The organism is Rhodococcus sp. NPDC059969, from assembly GCF_042738325.1.
Taxonomy (GTDB): domain Bacteria; phylum Actinomycetota; class Actinomycetes; order Mycobacteriales; family Mycobacteriaceae; genus Rhodococcus_F.
In genome coordinates, this window is record NZ_JBHWUF010000003.1 from 1 (window position 1) to 18380 (window position 18380).

Genomic DNA, 18380 nt, shown 5'->3' on the forward strand with positions numbered 1-18380 from the left:
GTAATGCATGCAGGTGACTGGTACTAATAGGCCGAGGACTTACCACAAAGAAGCTACGCGTCCACTGTGCGGTATCTGAAACAACACACAGATACTGATGAGAAACCCTGTTTTCTCCGTCACCCATCCACCCGGTAACGGGTTCGGGTTGGTGCACGGTGAAACCAGGTGATCCAAGGTTGGTTACTGTGACAGTTTCATAGAGTTACGGCGGTCATAGCGAAGGGGAAACGCCCGGTCCCATTCCGAACCCGGAAGCTAAGCCCTTCAGCGCCGATGGTACTGCACTCGACAGGGTGTGGGAGAGTAGGACACCGCCGAACACCCGTTAACCGAAAGGGGACCCAACATACTGGGTCCCCTTTCGTGCGTTGTATGAAAGGAATGACTGTGTCGGAGAATGGCGACGAGCGTCGGTCCTTCCGTGGGGGAGGAGCGCCTCGATCAGGTGGCCCCCGTCGTGACAACGACGGGCGTGGATCACGCAGCGCTGCAGGCGGAGACCGCCGCGGTGGTGCCGGAGACAACAACCGTGGCGGGGCTGGAAACAGCAATCGCGGCGGCGGATTCAGTGGCGGACAGCGCCGCGGCGGCGAGGGTGGGTTCACCCCTCGTGGGCGCGACGGCGACCGCAACCGTCAGCAAGCTCGACCTGACGAACCAGATTTGCCCGATAACGTAGAGCCGACCGAGTTGGATCCGGCTGTTCGTCGGGATCTGCTCAGCCTCGACAAGGACAACGCCAACACAGTTGCGCGTCACCTCGTCATGGCGGGCAAGCTCGTTGACGAAGACCCGGAACTTGCACTGCTCCACGCTCGCGCTGCTCGTCAGCGTGCCGGCCGCATTGCTGTCGTTCGTGAAGCTGCCGGAATCACTGCCTACCACGCGGGTGAATGGGCCGAGGCTCTCTCCGAGCTCCGTGCTGCCCGTCGAATGGCTGGTGGACCGGGTCTGATCGCTGTGATGGCCGATTGCGAACGCGGTTTGGGTCGACCCGAACGCGCGATCGAACTCGGTCGCAGTGACGAGGCTGCGCTGCTTTCAGGCGACGAGGCTTCGGAGTTGCGGATCGTCGTCGCCGGTGCTCGGATGGATCTCGGACAGTTCGATCAGGCAGTTGTCACACTGCAGACCAAGGATCTTGATGCAGCGCGTACCGGTGAAGCTGCGGCTCGCTTGTTCTACGCGTACGCCGATGCCCTCGTTGCAGCCGGTCGTATCGAAGACGGTCTGAAGTGGTTCCTCAACGCTGCAGCTGCAGACCTCGAGGGTGACACGGATGCTGAAGAACGGGTGGCCGAGTTGACCGGAGAAGATCAGTGACCGTGCTTCGTACCCAGTACGACGTACTTTTGCTCGATCTTGACGGCACGCTGTACGCCGGAGCTCATGCGATTCCCGGTACCCAGGCTGCTTTGGCTCAAGGCTCGCAGGCTTTGTACTACGTGACCAACAACGCAAGTCGCTCACCTTCGGCAGTGTCGGCGCACCTGACCGAACTCGGTTTCGATTCCGAAGACGATCGTGTGGTCACCAGTTCCCAGACTGCCGTGCGTCTGTTGGCGGAGCGCCTCGAACCCGGTGCCGCTGTTCTGGTCGTCGGCACCGACGCGCTTGCGGACGAGGTGACGCGCGTCGGATTGCTGCCGGTTCGTGAGTTCGCCGATTCCCCGGTTGCTGTCGTTCAAGGACATTCGACGGAGACCAACTGGTCGATCCTTGCCGAAGCATGTCTGGCGATCAGGGCCGGCGCGCTGTGGGTGGCTGCGAACCTGGACACCACACTGCCGTCGGAACGGGGTTTGGTTCTCGGCAACGGCTCGATGGTGGCGGCTCTGCGCGCTGCGACGAGCCAGGAGCCCCTGGTCGCCGGTAAGCCTGCTGCACCTCTGATGGAGGATGCGCTAGCTCGCAGCGGGTGTTCGCGTCCTCTGGTGGTCGGCGATCGTTTGGACACCGATATCGAAGGCGCACATGCTGTTTCGATCGATTCGCTGTTGGTTCTCACCGGTGTGAGCACGCCGGGTGACGTACTGCGGGCTCCGATTCAGCAGCGTCCCACCTACATTGCAGCAACTCTGGATTCGCTCAATCAGCCGGCCGTCGAGTCGCTGGTCGGTGCGGACTCCAAGTGGTCCGTCTCGGTGAACGGGTCGACGCTGATAGTCGACGGCCCGGTTGTCGGGGACGAGATGTCACTTCTACGTGCGGTTGCGCCTGTCGCATGGGCTAATCCGTCGTTCCAGACCCTGGAAGCGTCCGATGCCGGCGTAGCGGATCTGTTTGCTTCCTGGCTTGTTTGATTCCTCGCAAATGTGTTCGACTCGCGGGGGTGCGGGTGTATGCGTAACCGAGAGTCATGCACTAACGTTGTGCCCGATGAGCACGCCGACACCGCACCCCGGAAACACGAGTAACGGATCTCCGTTGCCCGGGCCACGCCCTACCGTCGATCCGGAACGCATACGTTCTGACGTCGACGGTTTGCTGGCGCGCCTCGGCGGCATCGAACATGATCCGAACGATCAGCACGGAGCAGGTGTGATCCCGCAGAAGGCACATATTTTGGAACAGGCACACGAGGTGCTCGTCCAGGCACTCGCCTCTGTGGACAGGGCTTGACGTGGCACGTAGAGCACGGGTGGACGCCGAACTGGTCCGGCGCGGACTCGCACGGTCGCGAGATCATGCGCAAGAACTGATTTCCGCCGGCCGAGTTCTCATCTCGGGAGCGGTTGCTACCAAGCCTGCGACGGCGATCGAAGCCGGTACTCCGCTTCGGGTCGTCGAGGTGGAGCAGGAAGTCTCATGGGCCTCGCGAGGGGCGCATAAATTGATCGGCGCCCTAGACGCTTTCGGGTCCGAAGGATTGACGGTCGAAGGCCGACGCTGCCTTGACGCCGGCGCATCCACCGGTGGGTTCACCGATGTTCTGCTGACGCGTGGTGCGAAGGAAGTCGTCGCAGTCGACGTCGGTTACGGACAACTGGTGTGGCGGCTGCAGTCCGACGACCGGGTGCACGTCATCGACCGAACCAATGTTCGTGCAATTGATGCGGAGACCATCGGCGGAACCGTCGATCTGGTTGTGGCGGATCTGTCGTTCATATCTCTCAAGCTCGTACTCGGTGCGTTTGTCGCCTGTACTGCTGATGGTGCGGACCTGGTTCCGATGGTCAAGCCTCAGTTCGAGGTGGGCAAGGACCGCGTCGGTGCCGGTGGCGTCGTACGAGATCCGGAATTGCGAATCTCCGCGGTGCTCGACGTGTCGGAGGCTGCTGCAAAGGTAGGCCTGCGGACGTTAGGTGTGGTGGCCAGCCCACTGCCCGGTCCGTCGGGAAACGTCGAGTATTTCCTGTGGCTTCGAAAGACAGGTGTGCCCGGCGATCAAGAGACGGACACCGACACAGACACCGACACCGAGGGAGTCCCCACGGTGGAGGACATGATTCGCAAGGCTGTAGAGGAAGGGCCCCAGTGAACGCGGTCACGAACGGCGAGTCGCGCGAGATCCTTCTTGTCGCACATCCCGGCCGACGCGACATCACGGAAACCGCCAAGCGAGTCGGAAAGATCTTCGAGCGCGCGGGAATCGGACTGCGAGTCCTCGTCGACGAAGCCGACAGTTCGCGCATCGAAGCAATGACGGAGCCCGCGGGATTCTCTGCGCCGGGTCTGGACGTCACGGTTGTTCATCCCAGCCCTGATGCTGCTGTCGGATGCGAGTTGGTACTGGTTCTCGGTGGCGACGGCACATTTCTGCGCGCCGCCGAACTCGCGCAAGAAGCGTCCATCCCGGTATTGGGCATCAATCTCGGACGCATCGGATTTCTGGCAGAGACCGAGGCCGAGCATCTCGACGAGGCTCTCGCACAGGTAGTTCGCAAGGAGTATCGCGTCGAGTCCCGCATGACACTCGACGTCGTGATTCGGGTGGATGACGAAATCATCGACCGCGGGTGGGCGCTCAACGAAGCCAGTATCGAGAACCGTTCGCGCCTCGGTGTTCTCGAAGTTGTTCTCGAAGTCGACGGCCGACCCGTTTCTGCCTTCGGTTGCGACGGCGTTCTCGTGTCCACTCCGACCGGCTCGACCGCCTATGCATTTTCCGCAGGCGGCCCCGTCGTGTGGCCTGAACTCGAAGCATTGCTCGTCGTACCCAGCAACGCGCATGCGCTGTTCGCGCGGCCGTTGGTCACGAGCCCAAATTCGATCATCGCGGTGGAGACCGTCGCCGGTAGCCACGACGGCCTGGTCTTCTGTGACGGCCGTCGTACGTTGGAACTGCCTGCCGGCGGCCGTGTCGAGGTCGTTCGCGGCGCCACTCCCGTCAAGTGGGTCCGGTTGGACTCTGCGCCTTTCGCTGATCGGATGGTTCGCAAGTTCGAGCTTCCGGTTACCGGATGGCGAGGAAGGAAGCCTTAATCGTGCTCGCAGAGATCCGTATCGACAGTCTTGGTGTGATCTCCGAGGCCAGCGCCCAGTTTCACGAGGGCCTGACCGTCCTGACCGGTGAAACCGGCGCGGGTAAAACCATGGTCGTCACGAGCTTGCACCTCCTCAGCGGTGCGCGAGCCGATGCCGGTCGCGTGCGGTTGGGTGCGTCGCGAGCCGTCGTCGAGGGACGATTCATCGCCGATGATGTCTCACCGGCCACCGAGCGTGAGATCGTCCGAATCCTGGAATCGTCCGGCGCCGAGCGCGACGAGGACGGGACCATCATCGCCGTACGCACTGTTGGCAGCGACGGGCGTTCACGTGCACATCTCGGCGGTCGAAGCGTGCCGGCGGGCGTCCTCTCCGAATTCACGGATCCACTTCTGACGGTTCACGGACAGAACGATCAGCTGCGTTTGCTTCGTCCCGACCAGCAACGCAATGCGCTGGACCGCTTCGGGGACAAAGCAATCGGGACACTCCTGACGCGGTATCGCAAACACCGTCGTGAGTGGTTGGATGCTCGTTCGGAGTTGATCGAGCGCACGTCGAAAGCTCGTGAACTGGCGCAAGAGGCAGACCAGTTGACCTTCGCGCTCAACGAAATCGACGGCGTGGCACCCGAGCCGGGTGAGGATACGGCCATCGTTGCCGAGGTGCGTCGACTCAGCGAACTCGATTCACTCCGCTCCGCTGCCGAAGAGGCGCACGCTGCGCTCGCCGGGAGTGACGATATGGCCAGCGGTGACGTCGGGGTCATGCCGGCGCTCGACCTGATGTCCGAAGCGCGAGCGCGTATCGAGTCGGTCACCGATGCCGATCTGGACGGCCTCGGTTCCCGTTTGGCCGACGCTATTGCCGTCGTCACCGATGTTGCCGGAGACCTCAACACCTATCTCTCCGGGCTACCCGCCGATCCGGGTGCTCTGGACTCGCTGCTGTCGCGGCAGTCCGAACTGAAGACTCTGACTCGCAAGTACGCCGCCGATGTCGACGGTGTTCTCGAATGGGCGGATACCGCTCGCGCTCGTCTGTCCAAACTCGACGTGTCCTCGGATGCGTTGTCGCTGTTGGCCAAGCAGGTCGAGGAAACGGCTGGACTGACCGCGGAGGCAGCTACCAAGCTGAGCGCCGCCAGAGTCAAGGCGGCGGCAAAGCTCGCCAAGGCTGTCAGCGCGGAACTCGCCGGTCTGGCGATGGGGCGTGCGGGCCTCGAGGTGACGGTTCGTTCGCAGCCTGCGGGCCCGCAGGATTCGGCGCCGCTCAGTGTCGGGGGAGTAGACCTGCATGCCGGATCTGCCGGCGTCGACGAGGTGGAATTTCGTCTGTCCGCGCACAGTGGGGCGCCCTCGTTGCCCATCAGTAAGAGCGCTTCCGGCGGCGAGCTTTCGCGCGTCATGCTTGCGCTCGAGGTGGTTCTCGCCGGTAGCGACACCGGCGCGACGATGGTTTTCGACGAGGTGGACGCTGGGGTCGGTGGCCGTGCTGCCGTCGAGATCGGCCGCCGATTGGCGAAACTCGCTCGGACGCATCAGGTTATCGTCGTCACTCACCTTCCGCAGGTCGCTGCGTTTGCCGACACCCACCTCGTGGTGGACAAGGTGGACGACAAGGGCGGAGTGGTCAGCAGTGGTGTGCGGACATTGTCGGATTCTGATCGTGTGGTCGAGTTGGCCCGTATGTTGGCAGGATTGGACGACACCGAGACCGGGCGTGCACACGCCGAAGAACTGCTCGAGATCGCGAATGCGGCCCGCGTCACAGATTGAAGGTTCTGTGGTGTTGGTGTGACTGATGTGGTAGTTGTCGGCGCGCCTCCACCGGTCAAGGCGGTTTCAGGTTCATCATCGAAGCCATGAAGATGCCCGGATTGCTCTCACGTAACACCGAATCCTTGCCTGGGATCAGTGGCATCGCCAGGGCCGATCGGAACACGGCGAAGCTTTTACGCCGTGTCGGTCCTGGAGACATCGTGATCCTCGACGAAGTCGACATCGATCGCCGGACCGCCGATGCTCTGGTGAAAGCCGGAGTCATGGCCGTGGTCAACGCGTCACCGTCGATTTCGGGGCGCTACCCCAACCTCGGACCGGAAGTGATCGTCGCCAACGACATCGTTCTGATCGATGCCGTCGACGGTGACGTCTTCAAGAACGTCAAGGACGGCAGCAAGATCCGCCTGCACGAGGGCGAGGTCTTCAACGGCGAGAAGAGTCTCGTCAAGGGTGAAGAGCAGACCGAGGCCGAGATCTCCGACCGGATGATCGAGGCCAAGACCGGCCTGGTCGATCACCTCGAAGCGTTCTCGGGCAACACCATCGAGTTCATCCGCACCGAAAGCCCGTTGCTGATCGACGGAATCGGTGTCCCGGACATCGACATCGATTTGAAGGATCGCCACGTCGTGGTCGTCTCCGACGGCCCCGAACACGAGGCCGATCTGAAAAACCTCAAGCCCTTCATCAAGGAGTACTCGCCGATTCTGATCGGTGTCGGTGCAGGTGCGGACGTGTTGAGCAAGGCCGGATACCGCCCCGATCTGATCGTGGGCGACCCGGAAGAAATCACCAGTTCCACCCTCAAATCCGGAGCCGAAGTTGTTCTGCCCGCAGACCAGGACGGTCATGCTGCAGGACTTTCCCGAATCCAGGATCTCGGTATCGGGGCGATGACGTTCCCCGCGACCTGCTCACCGACCGACCTTGCTTTGCTCCTTGCCGATCATCACGGGGCTTCGCTGATCGTGACGGTCGGCAACGTGGTGTCCTTGGACGAATTCTTCGACCGCGGACGCCGTGAAAGCAATCCGTCGGCATTCATGACGCGCCTCAAGGTGGGACCGAAACTGGTCGACGCCAAGGCCGTCGCCACGCTGTATCGAAGTCGAGTGTCCGGCGGCGCGATCGCGCTCCTGGTGCTTGCCGCCCTGGTGGCAGTGATCGTCGCCCTGGTCGTGTCCAATGCCGGTAGTGAAGTTCTCGACTGGGCAGTCGCAACGTGGAACAGCTTCGCGCTGTGGGTTCAGGGGCTCTTCAAGTGATTTCGATGCGTCAACATGCAATTTCCATAGCGGCAATCTTCCTGGCCCTCGCGATCGGCGTGGTGCTGGGTTCCGGAATGCTGTCCAGTGGATTGCTTTCGGGTCTGCGTGACGACAAGGCAGACCTGCAGAACGAGATCGAAGACCTCAATCAACAGTCCAATCAGCTTCAGCAGCAACTCAATTCCGCGGACGGCTTCGATGCCGCTGTCGGTGGTCGCGTCGTGCGTGACAGTCTCGCTGGTCGCACCGTCGTCGTCATCACGACGCCGGATGCCGATCCCGGTGATCTCGACGGTGTCAACCGACTCGTCACTGCCGCCGGCGGCGCCGTGACCGGACGTGTCTCGCTCACCGATTCGTTTGTCGACGCCACGGGTGGTGACCGCTTGCGGACCGTCGTCACCAATGTCATTCCTGCGGGCATCACCCTCAAGACCGGTGCGGTCGATCAGGGCAGTCTCGCGGGCGATCTGCTCGGTTCGGTTCTGCTTCTCAACGGGCAGAGCAGCGAACCGCAGAGCACTCCGGACGAGATGAATCTCGCGCTCGACTCGCTGCGCAGCGCCGGCTTCATCAGTTACGACGACGGCGCGGTCAAGCCGGCTCAGCTCGCGGTCGTTCTCACCGGCGACAACAAGAGCGAATCCGACGCGGCCACGGGTAACCGCGGCGCCGTCATCGCCCGGTTTGCGGGTGCTCTCGATGGGCGCGGCGCAGGAACGATTCTCGCGGGTCGGCCCGGCTCGGCCGAGGGCAGTGGTCCGGTCGCCGTCGCCCGTGCGGATGCGGCGCTCTCAGCGGGCTTGACGACCATCGACAACATCGATCGGGAGTCGGGCAAGATCACGACGCCGTTGGCACTGCAGGAACAGTTGAACGGCGGCGCCGGCCGCTACGGCACGGGACCGGGAGCGGCGGCGGTTACCGTCGGCGCACCCACCAACTGACACCCCGGTTTTGATACGCCGGTCACATCGGGGGCGGAAAGTCGGCGCGTTGTAGGCGCCGACCCCCGATAGGTGTTACCGTGAAATCCCGTGGGTCGGCAGGCCCCAGCATGCTTCATCAGACCAAGCCCTGCACAGTCGTCACGGGAGCCCCTTTGCCACAGTCACGCACTAACACGCGTACCGCCACCAAGCACATCTTCGTCAGCGGAGGTGTAGCTTCCTCGCTCGGCAAAGGTTTGACCGCCTCGAGCCTGGGACAGTTGTTGACCGCGCGGGGAATGCGCGTGACCATGCAGAAGCTCGATCCTTATCTCAATGTGGATCCGGGCACCATGAACCCCTTCCAGCACGGCGAGGTCTTCGTTACCGAAGACGGTGCCGAGACCGACCTCGACGTCGGACACTACGAGCGGTTCCTCGACCGTGACCTCTCCGGCCAGGCGAACGTCACCACCGGCCAGGTGTACTCGACGGTCATCGCCAAGGAACGCCGCGGCGAGTACCTCGGTGACACCGTTCAGGTCATCCCGCACATCACCGACGAGATCAAGCGTCGCATCCTCGAGATGAGCGGTCCGGATCTGCAGGGACACCGCCCGGACGTCGTCATCACCGAAATCGGTGGAACCGTCGGCGACATCGAATCGCAGCCCTTCCTCGAAGCCGCTCGCCAGGTCCGCCACGACGTCGGCCGCGACAACGTCTTCTTCCTGCACGTCTCCCTCGTGCCGTACCTCGGCCCCTCCGGAGAACTCAAGACCAAGCCCACGCAGCACTCGGTTGCGTCGTTGCGCAGCATCGGCATTCAGCCCGACGCGCTGATCCTTCGTTGCGATCGCGACGTTCCGCAGGGCCTCAAGAACAAGATCGCCCTGATGTGCGACGTGGACGTCGACGCCTGCATCTCGACGCCCGACGCTCCCTCGATCTACGACATCCCGAAGGTTCTGCACCGTGAGGGCCTCGACGCTTACGTCGTTCGCCAGCTGGGTCTCCCGTTCCGCGACGTCGACTGGACCGTGTGGGGCAACCTCCTCGATCGTGTTCACCAGCCGCGCGAGACCGTGCGCGTCGCATTGGTCGGCAAGTACGTCGACCTGCCCGACGCATACCTCTCCGTCACCGAGGCACTGCGCGCCGGTGGATTCGCGAACCGGTCCAAGGTCGAGATCTCCTGGGTCCCGTCGGACGCCTGTGAGACCGAAGCCGGAGCGCAGGCCGCTCTCGGTGACGTCGACGGTGTTCTGATCCCGGGCGGCTTCGGCATCCGCGGCATCGAAGGCAAGCTCGGCGCGATCCGTTTCGCACGTTCGCGCAAGCTGCCGCTGCTGGGTCTGTGTCTGGGTCTGCAGTGCGTCGTCATCGAAGCTGCTCGTAGCGTCGGTCTCGACGATGCCAACTCGGCCGAGTTCGAGCCGGACACCAAGCACCCGGTCATCTCGACGATGGCTGATCAGGAAGACGTCATCGCCGGTGACGCCGACCTCGGTGGCACCATGCGTCTGGGTGCTTACCCGGCCGTGCTGACCAAGGGTTCCGTCGTCGCTCAGGCCTACGGAACCGAGGACGTTTCCGAGCGTCACCGTCACCGCTACGAGGTCAACAACACCTACCGCGATCGGATTGCCAAGTCCGGCTTGCAGTTCAGCGGAACCTCACCGGACGGCCACCTGGTCGAGTTCGTCGAGTACCCGCGTGAGCAGCATCCGTTCTTCGTTGCCACCCAGGCACATCCGGAGCTCAAGAGCCGCCCGACGCGCCCGCACCCGCTGTTCGCGGCCTTCGTCGAAGCAGCGTTGACGTACAAGCTCGAAGAGCGCCTGCCCGTCGACGTCCACGGTGACGAGAAGATCGACACCGCTGCCACCGAGACGGCGCTCGACGCTGCAGTCGAGAACGTGGAAAAGGTCTAGCCACACATGAGCGATCCCGGTCGGCACGAATTCGACACCCTCGGCTCCAAGACGGTCTACACCGGCGCGATCATCGCGTTGCGTGTCGACACCGTTGCGATGCCTGGTGGTCAGCGTGCCGATCGGGAGGTCGTCGAGCATCACGGCGCCGTTGCCGTCGTGGCACTGGACGAGCGCGACAATCTTGTGCTGATTCACCAGTACCGTCACCCGCTCGGGCACCGGTTGTGGGAAATTCCTGCCGGTCTGCTCGACGCTCCGGGGGAGAGCCCGGTCGAGGCGGCAGCGCGCGAGCTGGGCGAAGAAACCGGACTCGGCGCCGATCGATGGTCGGTGCTGGTCGATGTCGCTCTCTCACCCGGGTTCACGGACGAGGCGGTTCGCGTCTTCCTCGCCGAGGGGCTGCACGAGGTGGAGCGCGACGATCCCGAACACGAAGAAGCCGATCTCGAGATTTCGCGGGTTCCGCTCGCCGACGCCGTCGACATGGCGCTACGCGGCGACATCGTCAATGCCACAGCGGTATCGGGCATACTCGCGATCGCCACCGCACGCGCGACGGGCAAGCCGTTGCGCCCCGCCGACGCACCGTGGCCTGATCGTCCGCGCGCATTCGGAGAACGCAAGTCGCGAGCCTGAAGTGCTTGCCCGGCAGGTGGACTCGTATCTCGACCATCTAGCGGTCGAGCGAGGATCGGCGCGCAACACTCTACTTTCGTATCGCCGCGACTTGAATCGGTACGCGGAGTACCTGAACGGACGCGGCATCGACGACGTCGCGGGCGTGACGGAAAACGACGTCACCGAATTCGTGACACATCTGCGCCTGGGTGACAAAGATGCCGGCGTCGTACCGTTGGCGGCCAGTTCGGCAGCACGCACCCTGATCGCGGTTCGCGGATTCCACAAGTTTTCCGCCGCCGAGGGTCTGGTCAGCGTCGACGTGGCCCGAACGGTCAAGCCGCCGACGCCCGGACGCAAGCTGCCCAAGGCCCTGCCTCTCGACGACGTGATCGCCCTGCTCGACGCTTCGGGTGGCGGTGCGGCCGGCGACGGGCCCCGCGACCTGCGGGATCGCGCTCTGCTCGAGCTCCTGTACTCGACCGGAGCGCGAATCACCGAGGCGATCGATCTGGACGTCGACGACATCGACACCGAAACCCGTTCCGTGCTGCTCAAGGGCAAGGGCGGCAAGCAGCGGATCGTCCCCGTCGGCAGGCCGGCGATCGCCGCGGTGGACGCGTATCTCGTCCGGGGGCGCCCCAGCTTGGCGACGCGCGGTGTTCCTGCCCTGTTTCTCAACGCTCGCGGTGGACGCCTCTCGCGTCAAAGCGCGTGGCAGATACTTCAGGATGCGGCGGCGTCGGCCGGGATCAAGGCGGACGTCTCACCCCACACGCTCAGGCACTCGTTTGCCACACACCTGCTCGACGGCGGCGCGGACGTACGCGTCGTGCAGGAACTTCTCGGTCACGCTTCGGTAACCACGACGCAGATCTACACACTGGTCACCGTCACCGCGTTGCGCGAAGTGTGGGCTCAGGCACACCCGCGTGCCCGTTAGGGGTTGGTTGGCTCATGCGTGTCTGCGAGACCATTCGGTGATGTAAGCGGTAGCGTTCAAGGAGCGCGAGCGGCCTCCACCGCAGTTTCGGGGGTTTGCCGGCGCCGAGAGCAACCGCCGAAAGAGTAGGGGAGCATCGGACCGTGTCGACATCGCAGCCACCAGCGGCGGAGTCCGCGCCGCCGCATGTCAATGCCCAACTCTTCGAGCGCGTGAACGAATCAGCACCAGCTGTACCCTCCGAACCAGAGGCGATGTTCGAAATAGATACGACGCCAGTAGCCTCTCCACCTGCGGAAACCCTGACCGTTTCCGCGGAAGAACTCGGCCCGACAGGCCGACCGGTCCGCGAGGTGCCGCAACCGACACCGTTGGCGCACCACGGACCCGCGATGATCATCGCGATGTGCAACCAGAAGGGCGGCGTCGGCAAGACGACGTCGACCATCAACCTGGGTGCATCGTTGGCTGAATACGGTCGTCGAGTGCTCCTGGTGGATCTTGACCCCCAAGGCGCGTTGTCTGCCGGACTGGGCGTTCAGCATCATGACCTGGAACTGACCGTCCATAACCTTCTGGTCGAACCACGTGTGTCCATCGACGATGTGTTGATGCGCACTCGGGTAGACGGCCTCGACCTGCTCCCCAGCAACATCGACCTTTCGGCCGCCGAGATCCAATTGGTCACCGAGGTCGGGCGTGAGCAGACCTTGGGGCGCGTGTTGCACCCTGTTCTCGATCGGTACGACTACGTGCTCATCGACTGCCAGCCGTCGCTTGGCCTGCTCACCGTGAATGCGCTGGCCTGCGCCGATTCGGTCATCATTCCGATGGAATGCGAGTACTTCAGCCTGCGCGGCCTGGCACTCCTCAACGACACCGTCGAAAAGGTGCACGACCGTCTCAATCCGAAGCTGGAGTTGGCCGGCATCGTCGTCACGATGTTCGACGCTCGGACCCTGCACGCTCGTGAGGTGATGGCGCGCGTCGTCGAGGTGTTCGGCGACGTCGTCTACGACACGGTGATCAACCGCACCGTTCGATTCCCCGAAACCAGCGTCGCCGGTGAGCCGATCACGACGTGGGCGCCGAAATCGGCTGGGGCCGAGGCATATCGAGCATTGGCCCGCGAGGTCATTCACCGGTCTGGTCGTTAGTGGAACTGATTGCATCGCAAGAAGATTCGGTCGAAGTCGAGCCGGATTCGATCGACCCGAACGTGCCGACCGACGCTCAGACCGCAGCCAAGGCTGCCGGTTTCCGAGTCACACTCAGGAACTTCGAAGGCCCGTTCGATCTGCTGTTGAACCTGATCAATCAACGGCAACTCGATGTCACCGAAGTCGCCCTGCACACCGTCACGGACGATTTCATCGCGTACACCAAGGAACTCGGCAGTGCGATGGGCCTCGATCAGACGACAGAGTTTCTGGTCGTCGCGGCCACGCTTCTGGACCTGAAAGCCGCAAGGCTGTTGCCCGCCGGGCAGGTCGAGGACGCCGAGGATCTGGCGCTTCTCGAAGCCCGCGACCTTCTCTTCGCGCGACTGCTGCAGTACCGGGCGTACAAACAAGTTGCGGCGCTGTTCGGTGAGTTGGAGGAAGCTGCACTGCGGCGCTATCCGCGGTCGGTTGCCGTCGAGGATCAGTTCACCGAACTCCTACCCGAGGTGTTGTTGGGCGTCGACCCTCAGCGTTTTGCGGAGATCGCGGCGACGGTGTTCACACCGCGTCCGGTGCCGACGGTGGGCCTCGATCACCTCCATGTGTCCAATATCTCGATACCCGAGCAGGCCGAGCGAATTCTCGAGTTGCTGCGCGAGCGAGGCATAGGGGAGTGGACACCCTTCGGGGACCTCGTTGCCGAGTGTGAGATCACCGTCGAGATAGTCGCAAGATTTCTCGCATTGCTCGAGCTGTATCGCCGGCAGGTCATCGTGTTCGAGCAACCCGAAGCCCTCGGACCGCTGATGGTGAGTTGGACCGGAGACGACCCGGCCGCGCCGGTCACAGAGGAGGACTACGGATGAACGCCGAGCCGACGGAATCGGAATCTTCGCAGCTAGACGAGATGATCGAGCCTACTGACGACGCTGCGGTTTCCGAAGATTCTGCCCCCGATTTCGACCTCGACGACGATCAACTCGACGCAGTGCTGGAGTCGCTTCTGCTCGTCGTGGACTCACCGGCCGAAGTGAACCAACTCGCATCTGTCACCGGTACCGCACCGGAGCGCGTCGAACAACGTCTGACGTTGATGTCGGCCGCATTGACCGCTCGCGGCAGCGGAATGGACCTTCGCTACGCGGGCGACGGATGGCGTCTGTACACGCGACAAGAGTTTGCCCCGTATGTGGAAAAGCTGCTATTGGACGGCGCACGCACCAAATTGACCAGGGCGGCATTGGAAACTTTGGCCGTAGTCGCATACCGTCAACCGTTGACTCGTGCGCGGATCAGTGCGGTACGAGGCGTCAACGTGGACGGGGTGGTACGCACCCTCCTTGCCCGCGGACTGATCGCGGAAGCCGGGCCGGACCCGGACACCAACGCGACACGGTACTCCACGACCGAACTGTTCCTCGAACGGCTCGGCCTGGCCTCGCTGAGCGAGCTCCCGGAGTTGGCCCCGCTCTTGCCTGATGTCGATCTCATCGACGACATCAGCGAAAGCCTGGAATCCGATCCGCGATTTGCGAGAATGAACAAGGCAGACGTGCCCGCTGACGTAGTGGACACCGAAGTCGACGACTGACCGGAATTCCGGCGGTCGTCAGCACCGAGAAAGACCCGACCACGCTCGGGAAACAGTAGAAAACTGACAGGAAAAAAGTGAACAATCCCGCTCGCCGAGATGGCACACCGGACCGTAACAACTCCCGCGACAACCGCGGCGCACGCAGCGATGCACCTCGTGGTGGACGCAGTGACGCCCCCCGCGGCGCACGTAGCGAAGCGCCCCGTGGTGGACGCAGCAACACTTCCCGCAGTACCTCCGGATACGACCGCAACGCCGGATCCGACCGTCCCCGCACGGACGACCGTCGCGGTGGATTCAATGATGACCGTCGCCCGCCGCGCAGTGATGACCGTCGCCCGCCGCGCAGTGACGACCGTCGCCCGCCGCGCAGTGACGATCGCCGCCCCGCACGTACGGACGACCGCCGTGGCGGTTACAACGACGATCGGCGCGGACCGCGCACGGACGATCGGCGCGGCCCGCGCACGGACGATCGCCGCGGACCGCGCAGCGACGACCGTCGTACTCCCCACGTCGACGCCCGCCGCGCACCGCGTGGCGGCGCTGACCGTCGTAGCGACGATCAGCGCGGCGCACGCCCCGACGCTCCTCGCGGCGGTGCATGGTCGAACGCACCTCGTGGATCCAAGTTCGACGGACCTCCGCGCAAGCGCCCGGCAGCCCCGACACCGCCGGCGACCAACAAGCGTGGCAAGCCGAAGACCGAGAAGCCGCAGCGCGTGGTCTCTCAGAACCCGTTGGTGTCCAACGCCAAGCCGGCGCGTCATCAGCACGCCGAGGTCACCAAGCACGACGGCCCGCCGAAGGGCGACGGCGTCCGCTTGCAGAAGGTGCTGGCTCAGGCCGGCGTCGCATCACGCCGCGCTGCTGAAGAACTGATCGACCAGGGGCGCGTCGAGGTCGACGGCCGCATCGTGGTCGAGCAGGGGCTGCGTGTCGACCCCGAGAACGCAGTGGTTCGCGTCGACGGCGTCCGTGTCGTCGTGCAGAAGGATCTCGTCTACCTCGCGATGAACAAGCCGCGTGGCTGGCAGTGCACCATGTCCGACGATCTCGGTCGTCCGTGCGTCGGCGACATCGTCTCCGAGCGCGTTCAGTCCGGTCAGCGACTCTTCCACGTCGGCCGCCTCGACGCCGATACCGAAGGCTTGCTCCTCTTCACCAACGACGGCGATTTGGCTCACCGCCTGATGCACCCGTCGTTCGAGGTTCCGAAGACGTACCTCGCCACGGTTCACGGCGTTGTCGAGCGCAGCACCGGCAAGCAGTTGCGCGACGGTGTCACCCTCGACGACGGTCCGGCCAAGGTGGACGCGTTCACCGTGCTCGAGATCAACGAGGGCAAGACGCTCGTCAAGCTCGTTCTGCACGAAGGTCGCAAGCACATCGTGCGTCGTCTCCTCGATGCCGTCGGTCACCCCGTTGTCCGTCTGGTTCGCACCAACGTCGGAGTTGTCGCCCTCGGCGATCAGCGTCCGGGAACGCAGCGCGTCCTCGGACGTAGCGAGGTCGGTGGACTGTACGAGGCGGTCGGCCTGTGACCGATTCGTCCATGCCGCTGGTAGTCGCGATGGACGGACCGTCCGGAACCGGCAAGTCCAGCGTCTCTCGCGCGTTGGCGCAGCGTTTGGGCGCTCGCTACCTCGACACCGGAGCCATCTACCGGATCGCGACCCTGCACGTGCTGCGTCAGGGAATCGATCTGGCGGATTCCGCCGCGATCACGGCCGCCGTTGCGGCTTTGCCGTGGTCCATCGGTACCGATCCGAGCAGCGAGCAGGTGCATCTCGACGGCGCGGACGTCAGCGAGGAGATCCGCGGCGACGCGGTAACCAAGGCTGTCTCCGCAGTGTCGGCCGTACCCGAGGTTCGCGACCTGCTGGTTGCCACTCAGCGTGAGTTGGCGGCAAGCGCAGACCGGATCGTCGTGGAAGGTCGCGACATCGGAACCGTCGTACTCCCCGATGCAGACGTCAAGATCTTCTTGACCGCATCGGCGGAAACCCGTGCGGCACGGCGCAATACGCAGAACATCGGCCAAGGCCGTGAAGACAATTACGAAGCGGTGCTGGCTGATGTGCAGCGCCGTGACCATCTCGATTCGACTCGGGCAGTGTCGCCGTTGCGCCCTGCCGAGGATTCCATTCTGGTGGATACGAGCGAATTGGGAATTGAAGATGTGATCGCCAAGTTGCTGTTGGTGGTCAGCGACAGAACTGGAGCAGTGCAGTGAGCGACGATCTGGTAACCGAATATGCCGGTGACGGAACTTGGTCCGAGGAATCGGAGTGGGATTACGCCGATCTCGAAGCGGACGGCGAAGGCGAAGCGCACATTGCCGTCCCGACCTTGGCTGTTGTCGGTCGACCGAACGTCGGCAAGTCGACGCTCGTCAACCGCATCATCGGCCGTCGTGAAGCGGTAGTCGAGGACATCCCCGGCGTTACCCGTGACCGTGTCTCGTACGAGGCGAACTGGGCCGGACGACGCTTCCTCGTCCAGGACACCGGCGGATGGGAGCCCGACGCAAAGGGTCTTCAGCAGGCCGTCGCACGTCAGGCAGAGTTGGCCATGGGAACGGCTGACGCCATTCTCCTGGTCGTCGACGCCGTTGTCGGCGCTACGGCGACGGACGAAGCTGTGGCTCGCGTGCTTCGCCGCTCGAAGACTCCGGTCATCCTCGTTGCCAACAAGGTGGACGACGGACGCACCGAGTCCGAGGTTGCAGCGCTGTGGTCCTTGGGCCTCGGTCAGCCGTACTCCGTGAGTGCGACCCACGGCCGCGGCACCGGGGACCTGCTCGACGAGGTTCTCGAGAAGCTGCCGGAAACCCCGCGAGAAGGTATCCCCGGCGGCGGTCCGCGTCGTGTCGCTCTGGTCGGAAAGCCGAACGTCGGAAAGTCCAGCTTGCTCAACAAGCTGTCCGGTGACGAGCGGTCCGTCGTGCACAATGTTGCCGGCACCACCGTCGACCCGGTCGACTCCATCGTCGAACTCGGCGGGCGCCCTTGGCGTTTCGTCGACACGGCTGGTCTGCGCAAGCGCGTCAGCCATGCCAGCGGCGCGGAGTTCTATGCGTCGCTGCGTACGAAGAGCGCGATCGAGGCCGCTGAGGTCGCGATCCTGCTCATCGACGCACACGAGCCGATCACCGAGCAGGACCTGCGTGTTCTGAGCATGGTGGCCGACACGGGTCGTGCATTGGTGATCGCATTCAACAAGTGGGACCTCGTGGACGAGGACCGTCGACTCATGCTGGACAAGGAAGTGGACCGCGATCTGGTCCGCGTTCCGTGGGCTCAGCGAGTCAACATCTCTGCCCACACCGGTCGCGCCGTGGCGAAGCTCGTGCCGGCGCTCGACACGGCTCTCGAGTCCTGGGACAAGCGCATCCCCACGGGTCGCTTGAACACCTGGCTCAAGGAAGTTGTGGCGGCCACACCGCCGCCGATGCGTGGTGGCCGCCTGCCTCGCATCATGTTCGCGACGCAAGCAAGCACGCGCCCGCCGACATTCGTTCTCTTCACCACGGGCTTCCTCGAGGCCGGCTACCGCCGCTTCATCGAGCGGCGTCTGCGTGAAGAGTTCAACTTCGACGGGAGCCCGATCCGCGTATCCGTCCGAGTGCGCGAGAAGCGTGACCGCAAGGGCCGCTGATTCTGCGTCCAATTCGGTACTGAAACGGCTCTGACCAGCCGATTGGTACTTCG

17 protein-coding genes and 1 rRNA gene are annotated in these 18380 nt (G+C 63.7%); all 18 read left to right on the plus strand.

Features of this window, described 5'->3' with window-relative positions:
- Positions 1-206 precede the first annotated feature (206 nt).
- The 18 genes from rrf to der all read left to right on the plus strand — a co-directional run bounded on the left by rrf (position 207) and on the right by der (position 18327).
- A 5S ribosomal RNA gene (gene rrf, locus ACFWAD_RS11700) occupies positions 207-323 on the plus strand.
- A 61-nt stretch (positions 324-384) separates the two neighbouring features.
- Positions 385-1326: a hypothetical protein gene (locus ACFWAD_RS11705; protein WP_230817910.1), complete on the plus strand. Its 942-nt coding sequence runs from the start codon at positions 385-387 to the stop codon at positions 1324-1326.
- The gene (locus ACFWAD_RS11710) at positions 1323-2306 is read left to right on the plus strand and encodes an HAD-IIA family hydrolase (protein ID WP_378543882.1); all 984 of its coding nucleotides are present in this window, start codon (positions 1323-1325) and stop codon (positions 2304-2306) included. Before ACFWAD_RS11705 ends, ACFWAD_RS11710 begins: the two co-directional genes overlap by 4 nt.
- Positions 2307-2382: 76 nt before the next feature.
- Positions 2383-2625, plus strand: a complete 243-nt coding sequence (locus tag ACFWAD_RS11715) for a hypothetical protein (protein ID WP_317829110.1) — start codon at positions 2383-2385, stop codon at positions 2623-2625.
- A gap of 1 nt (position 2626) precedes the next feature.
- Positions 2627-3484 (plus strand): TlyA family RNA methyltransferase, encoded by an 858-nt coding sequence (locus ACFWAD_RS11720; protein ID WP_378543885.1) that lies wholly within the window; start codon positions 2627-2629, stop codon positions 3482-3484.
- Positions 3481-4428, plus strand: coding sequence for an NAD kinase (locus ACFWAD_RS11725; RefSeq protein WP_378543890.1), 948 nt, complete (start codon positions 3481-3483; stop codon positions 4426-4428). Before ACFWAD_RS11720 ends, ACFWAD_RS11725 begins: the two co-directional genes overlap by 4 nt.
- Before the next feature lie 2 nt (positions 4429-4430).
- Complete coding sequence (recN, locus tag ACFWAD_RS11730; RefSeq protein ID WP_003946143.1) at positions 4431-6209, plus strand: DNA repair protein RecN; 1779 nt, start codon at positions 4431-4433, stop codon at positions 6207-6209.
- Between the two features lie 86 nt (positions 6210-6295).
- The gene (steA, locus tag ACFWAD_RS11735) at positions 6296-7480 is read left to right on the plus strand and encodes a putative cytokinetic ring protein SteA (protein ID WP_378446107.1); all 1185 of its coding nucleotides are present in this window, start codon (positions 6296-6298) and stop codon (positions 7478-7480) included.
- Positions 7477-8430 carry a copper transporter gene (locus tag ACFWAD_RS11740; RefSeq protein WP_378543893.1) on the plus strand — a complete coding sequence of 318 codons (954 nt, stop codon included), beginning with the start codon at positions 7477-7479 and terminating at the stop codon, positions 8428-8430. Before steA ends, ACFWAD_RS11740 begins: the two co-directional genes overlap by 4 nt.
- 155 nt (positions 8431-8585) lie before the next feature.
- Positions 8586-10346 carry a CTP synthase gene (locus ACFWAD_RS11745; protein WP_003946139.1) on the plus strand — a complete coding sequence of 587 codons (1761 nt, stop codon included), beginning with the start codon at positions 8586-8588 and terminating at the stop codon, positions 10344-10346.
- Between the two features lie 6 nt (positions 10347-10352).
- On the plus strand, positions 10353-10985 hold the full coding sequence (locus ACFWAD_RS11750) for an NUDIX domain-containing protein (RefSeq protein ID WP_378446106.1): 633 nt from the start codon (positions 10353-10355) through the stop codon (positions 10983-10985).
- 1 nt (position 10986) lies between these two features.
- Positions 10987-11910: a site-specific tyrosine recombinase XerD gene (xerD, locus tag ACFWAD_RS11755; protein ID WP_378543896.1), complete on the plus strand. Its 924-nt coding sequence runs from the start codon at positions 10987-10989 to the stop codon at positions 11908-11910.
- A 143-nt stretch (positions 11911-12053) separates the two neighbouring features.
- Positions 12054-13067 (plus strand): ParA family protein, encoded by a 1014-nt coding sequence (locus ACFWAD_RS11760; RefSeq protein ID WP_003946138.1) that lies wholly within the window; start codon positions 12054-12056, stop codon positions 13065-13067.
- Between the two features lie 50 nt (positions 13068-13117).
- On the plus strand, positions 13118-13939 hold the full coding sequence (locus ACFWAD_RS11765) for a ScpA family protein (protein WP_046379919.1): 822 nt from the start codon (positions 13118-13120) through the stop codon (positions 13937-13939).
- Entirely contained in the window at positions 13936-14664 is a 729-nt protein-coding gene (gene scpB, locus ACFWAD_RS11770; protein ID WP_378446103.1) for an SMC-Scp complex subunit ScpB, read from the plus strand. Before ACFWAD_RS11765 ends, scpB begins: the two co-directional genes overlap by 4 nt.
- A 77-nt stretch (positions 14665-14741) precedes the next feature.
- Positions 14742-16211 (plus strand): pseudouridine synthase, encoded by a 1470-nt coding sequence (locus ACFWAD_RS11775; protein ID WP_378543899.1) that lies wholly within the window; start codon positions 14742-14744, stop codon positions 16209-16211.
- An 11-nt stretch (positions 16212-16222) separates the two neighbouring features.
- Complete coding sequence (gene cmk / locus ACFWAD_RS11780; protein ID WP_378544585.1) at positions 16223-16903, plus strand: (d)CMP kinase; 681 nt, start codon at positions 16223-16225, stop codon at positions 16901-16903.
- Entirely contained in the window at positions 16900-18327 is a 1428-nt protein-coding gene (der, locus tag ACFWAD_RS11785) for a ribosome biogenesis GTPase Der (RefSeq protein WP_003946199.1), read from the plus strand. The genes cmk and der overlap by 4 nt, the downstream gene beginning before the upstream one ends.
- The last annotated feature ends 53 nt before the right edge of the window (positions 18328-18380 follow it).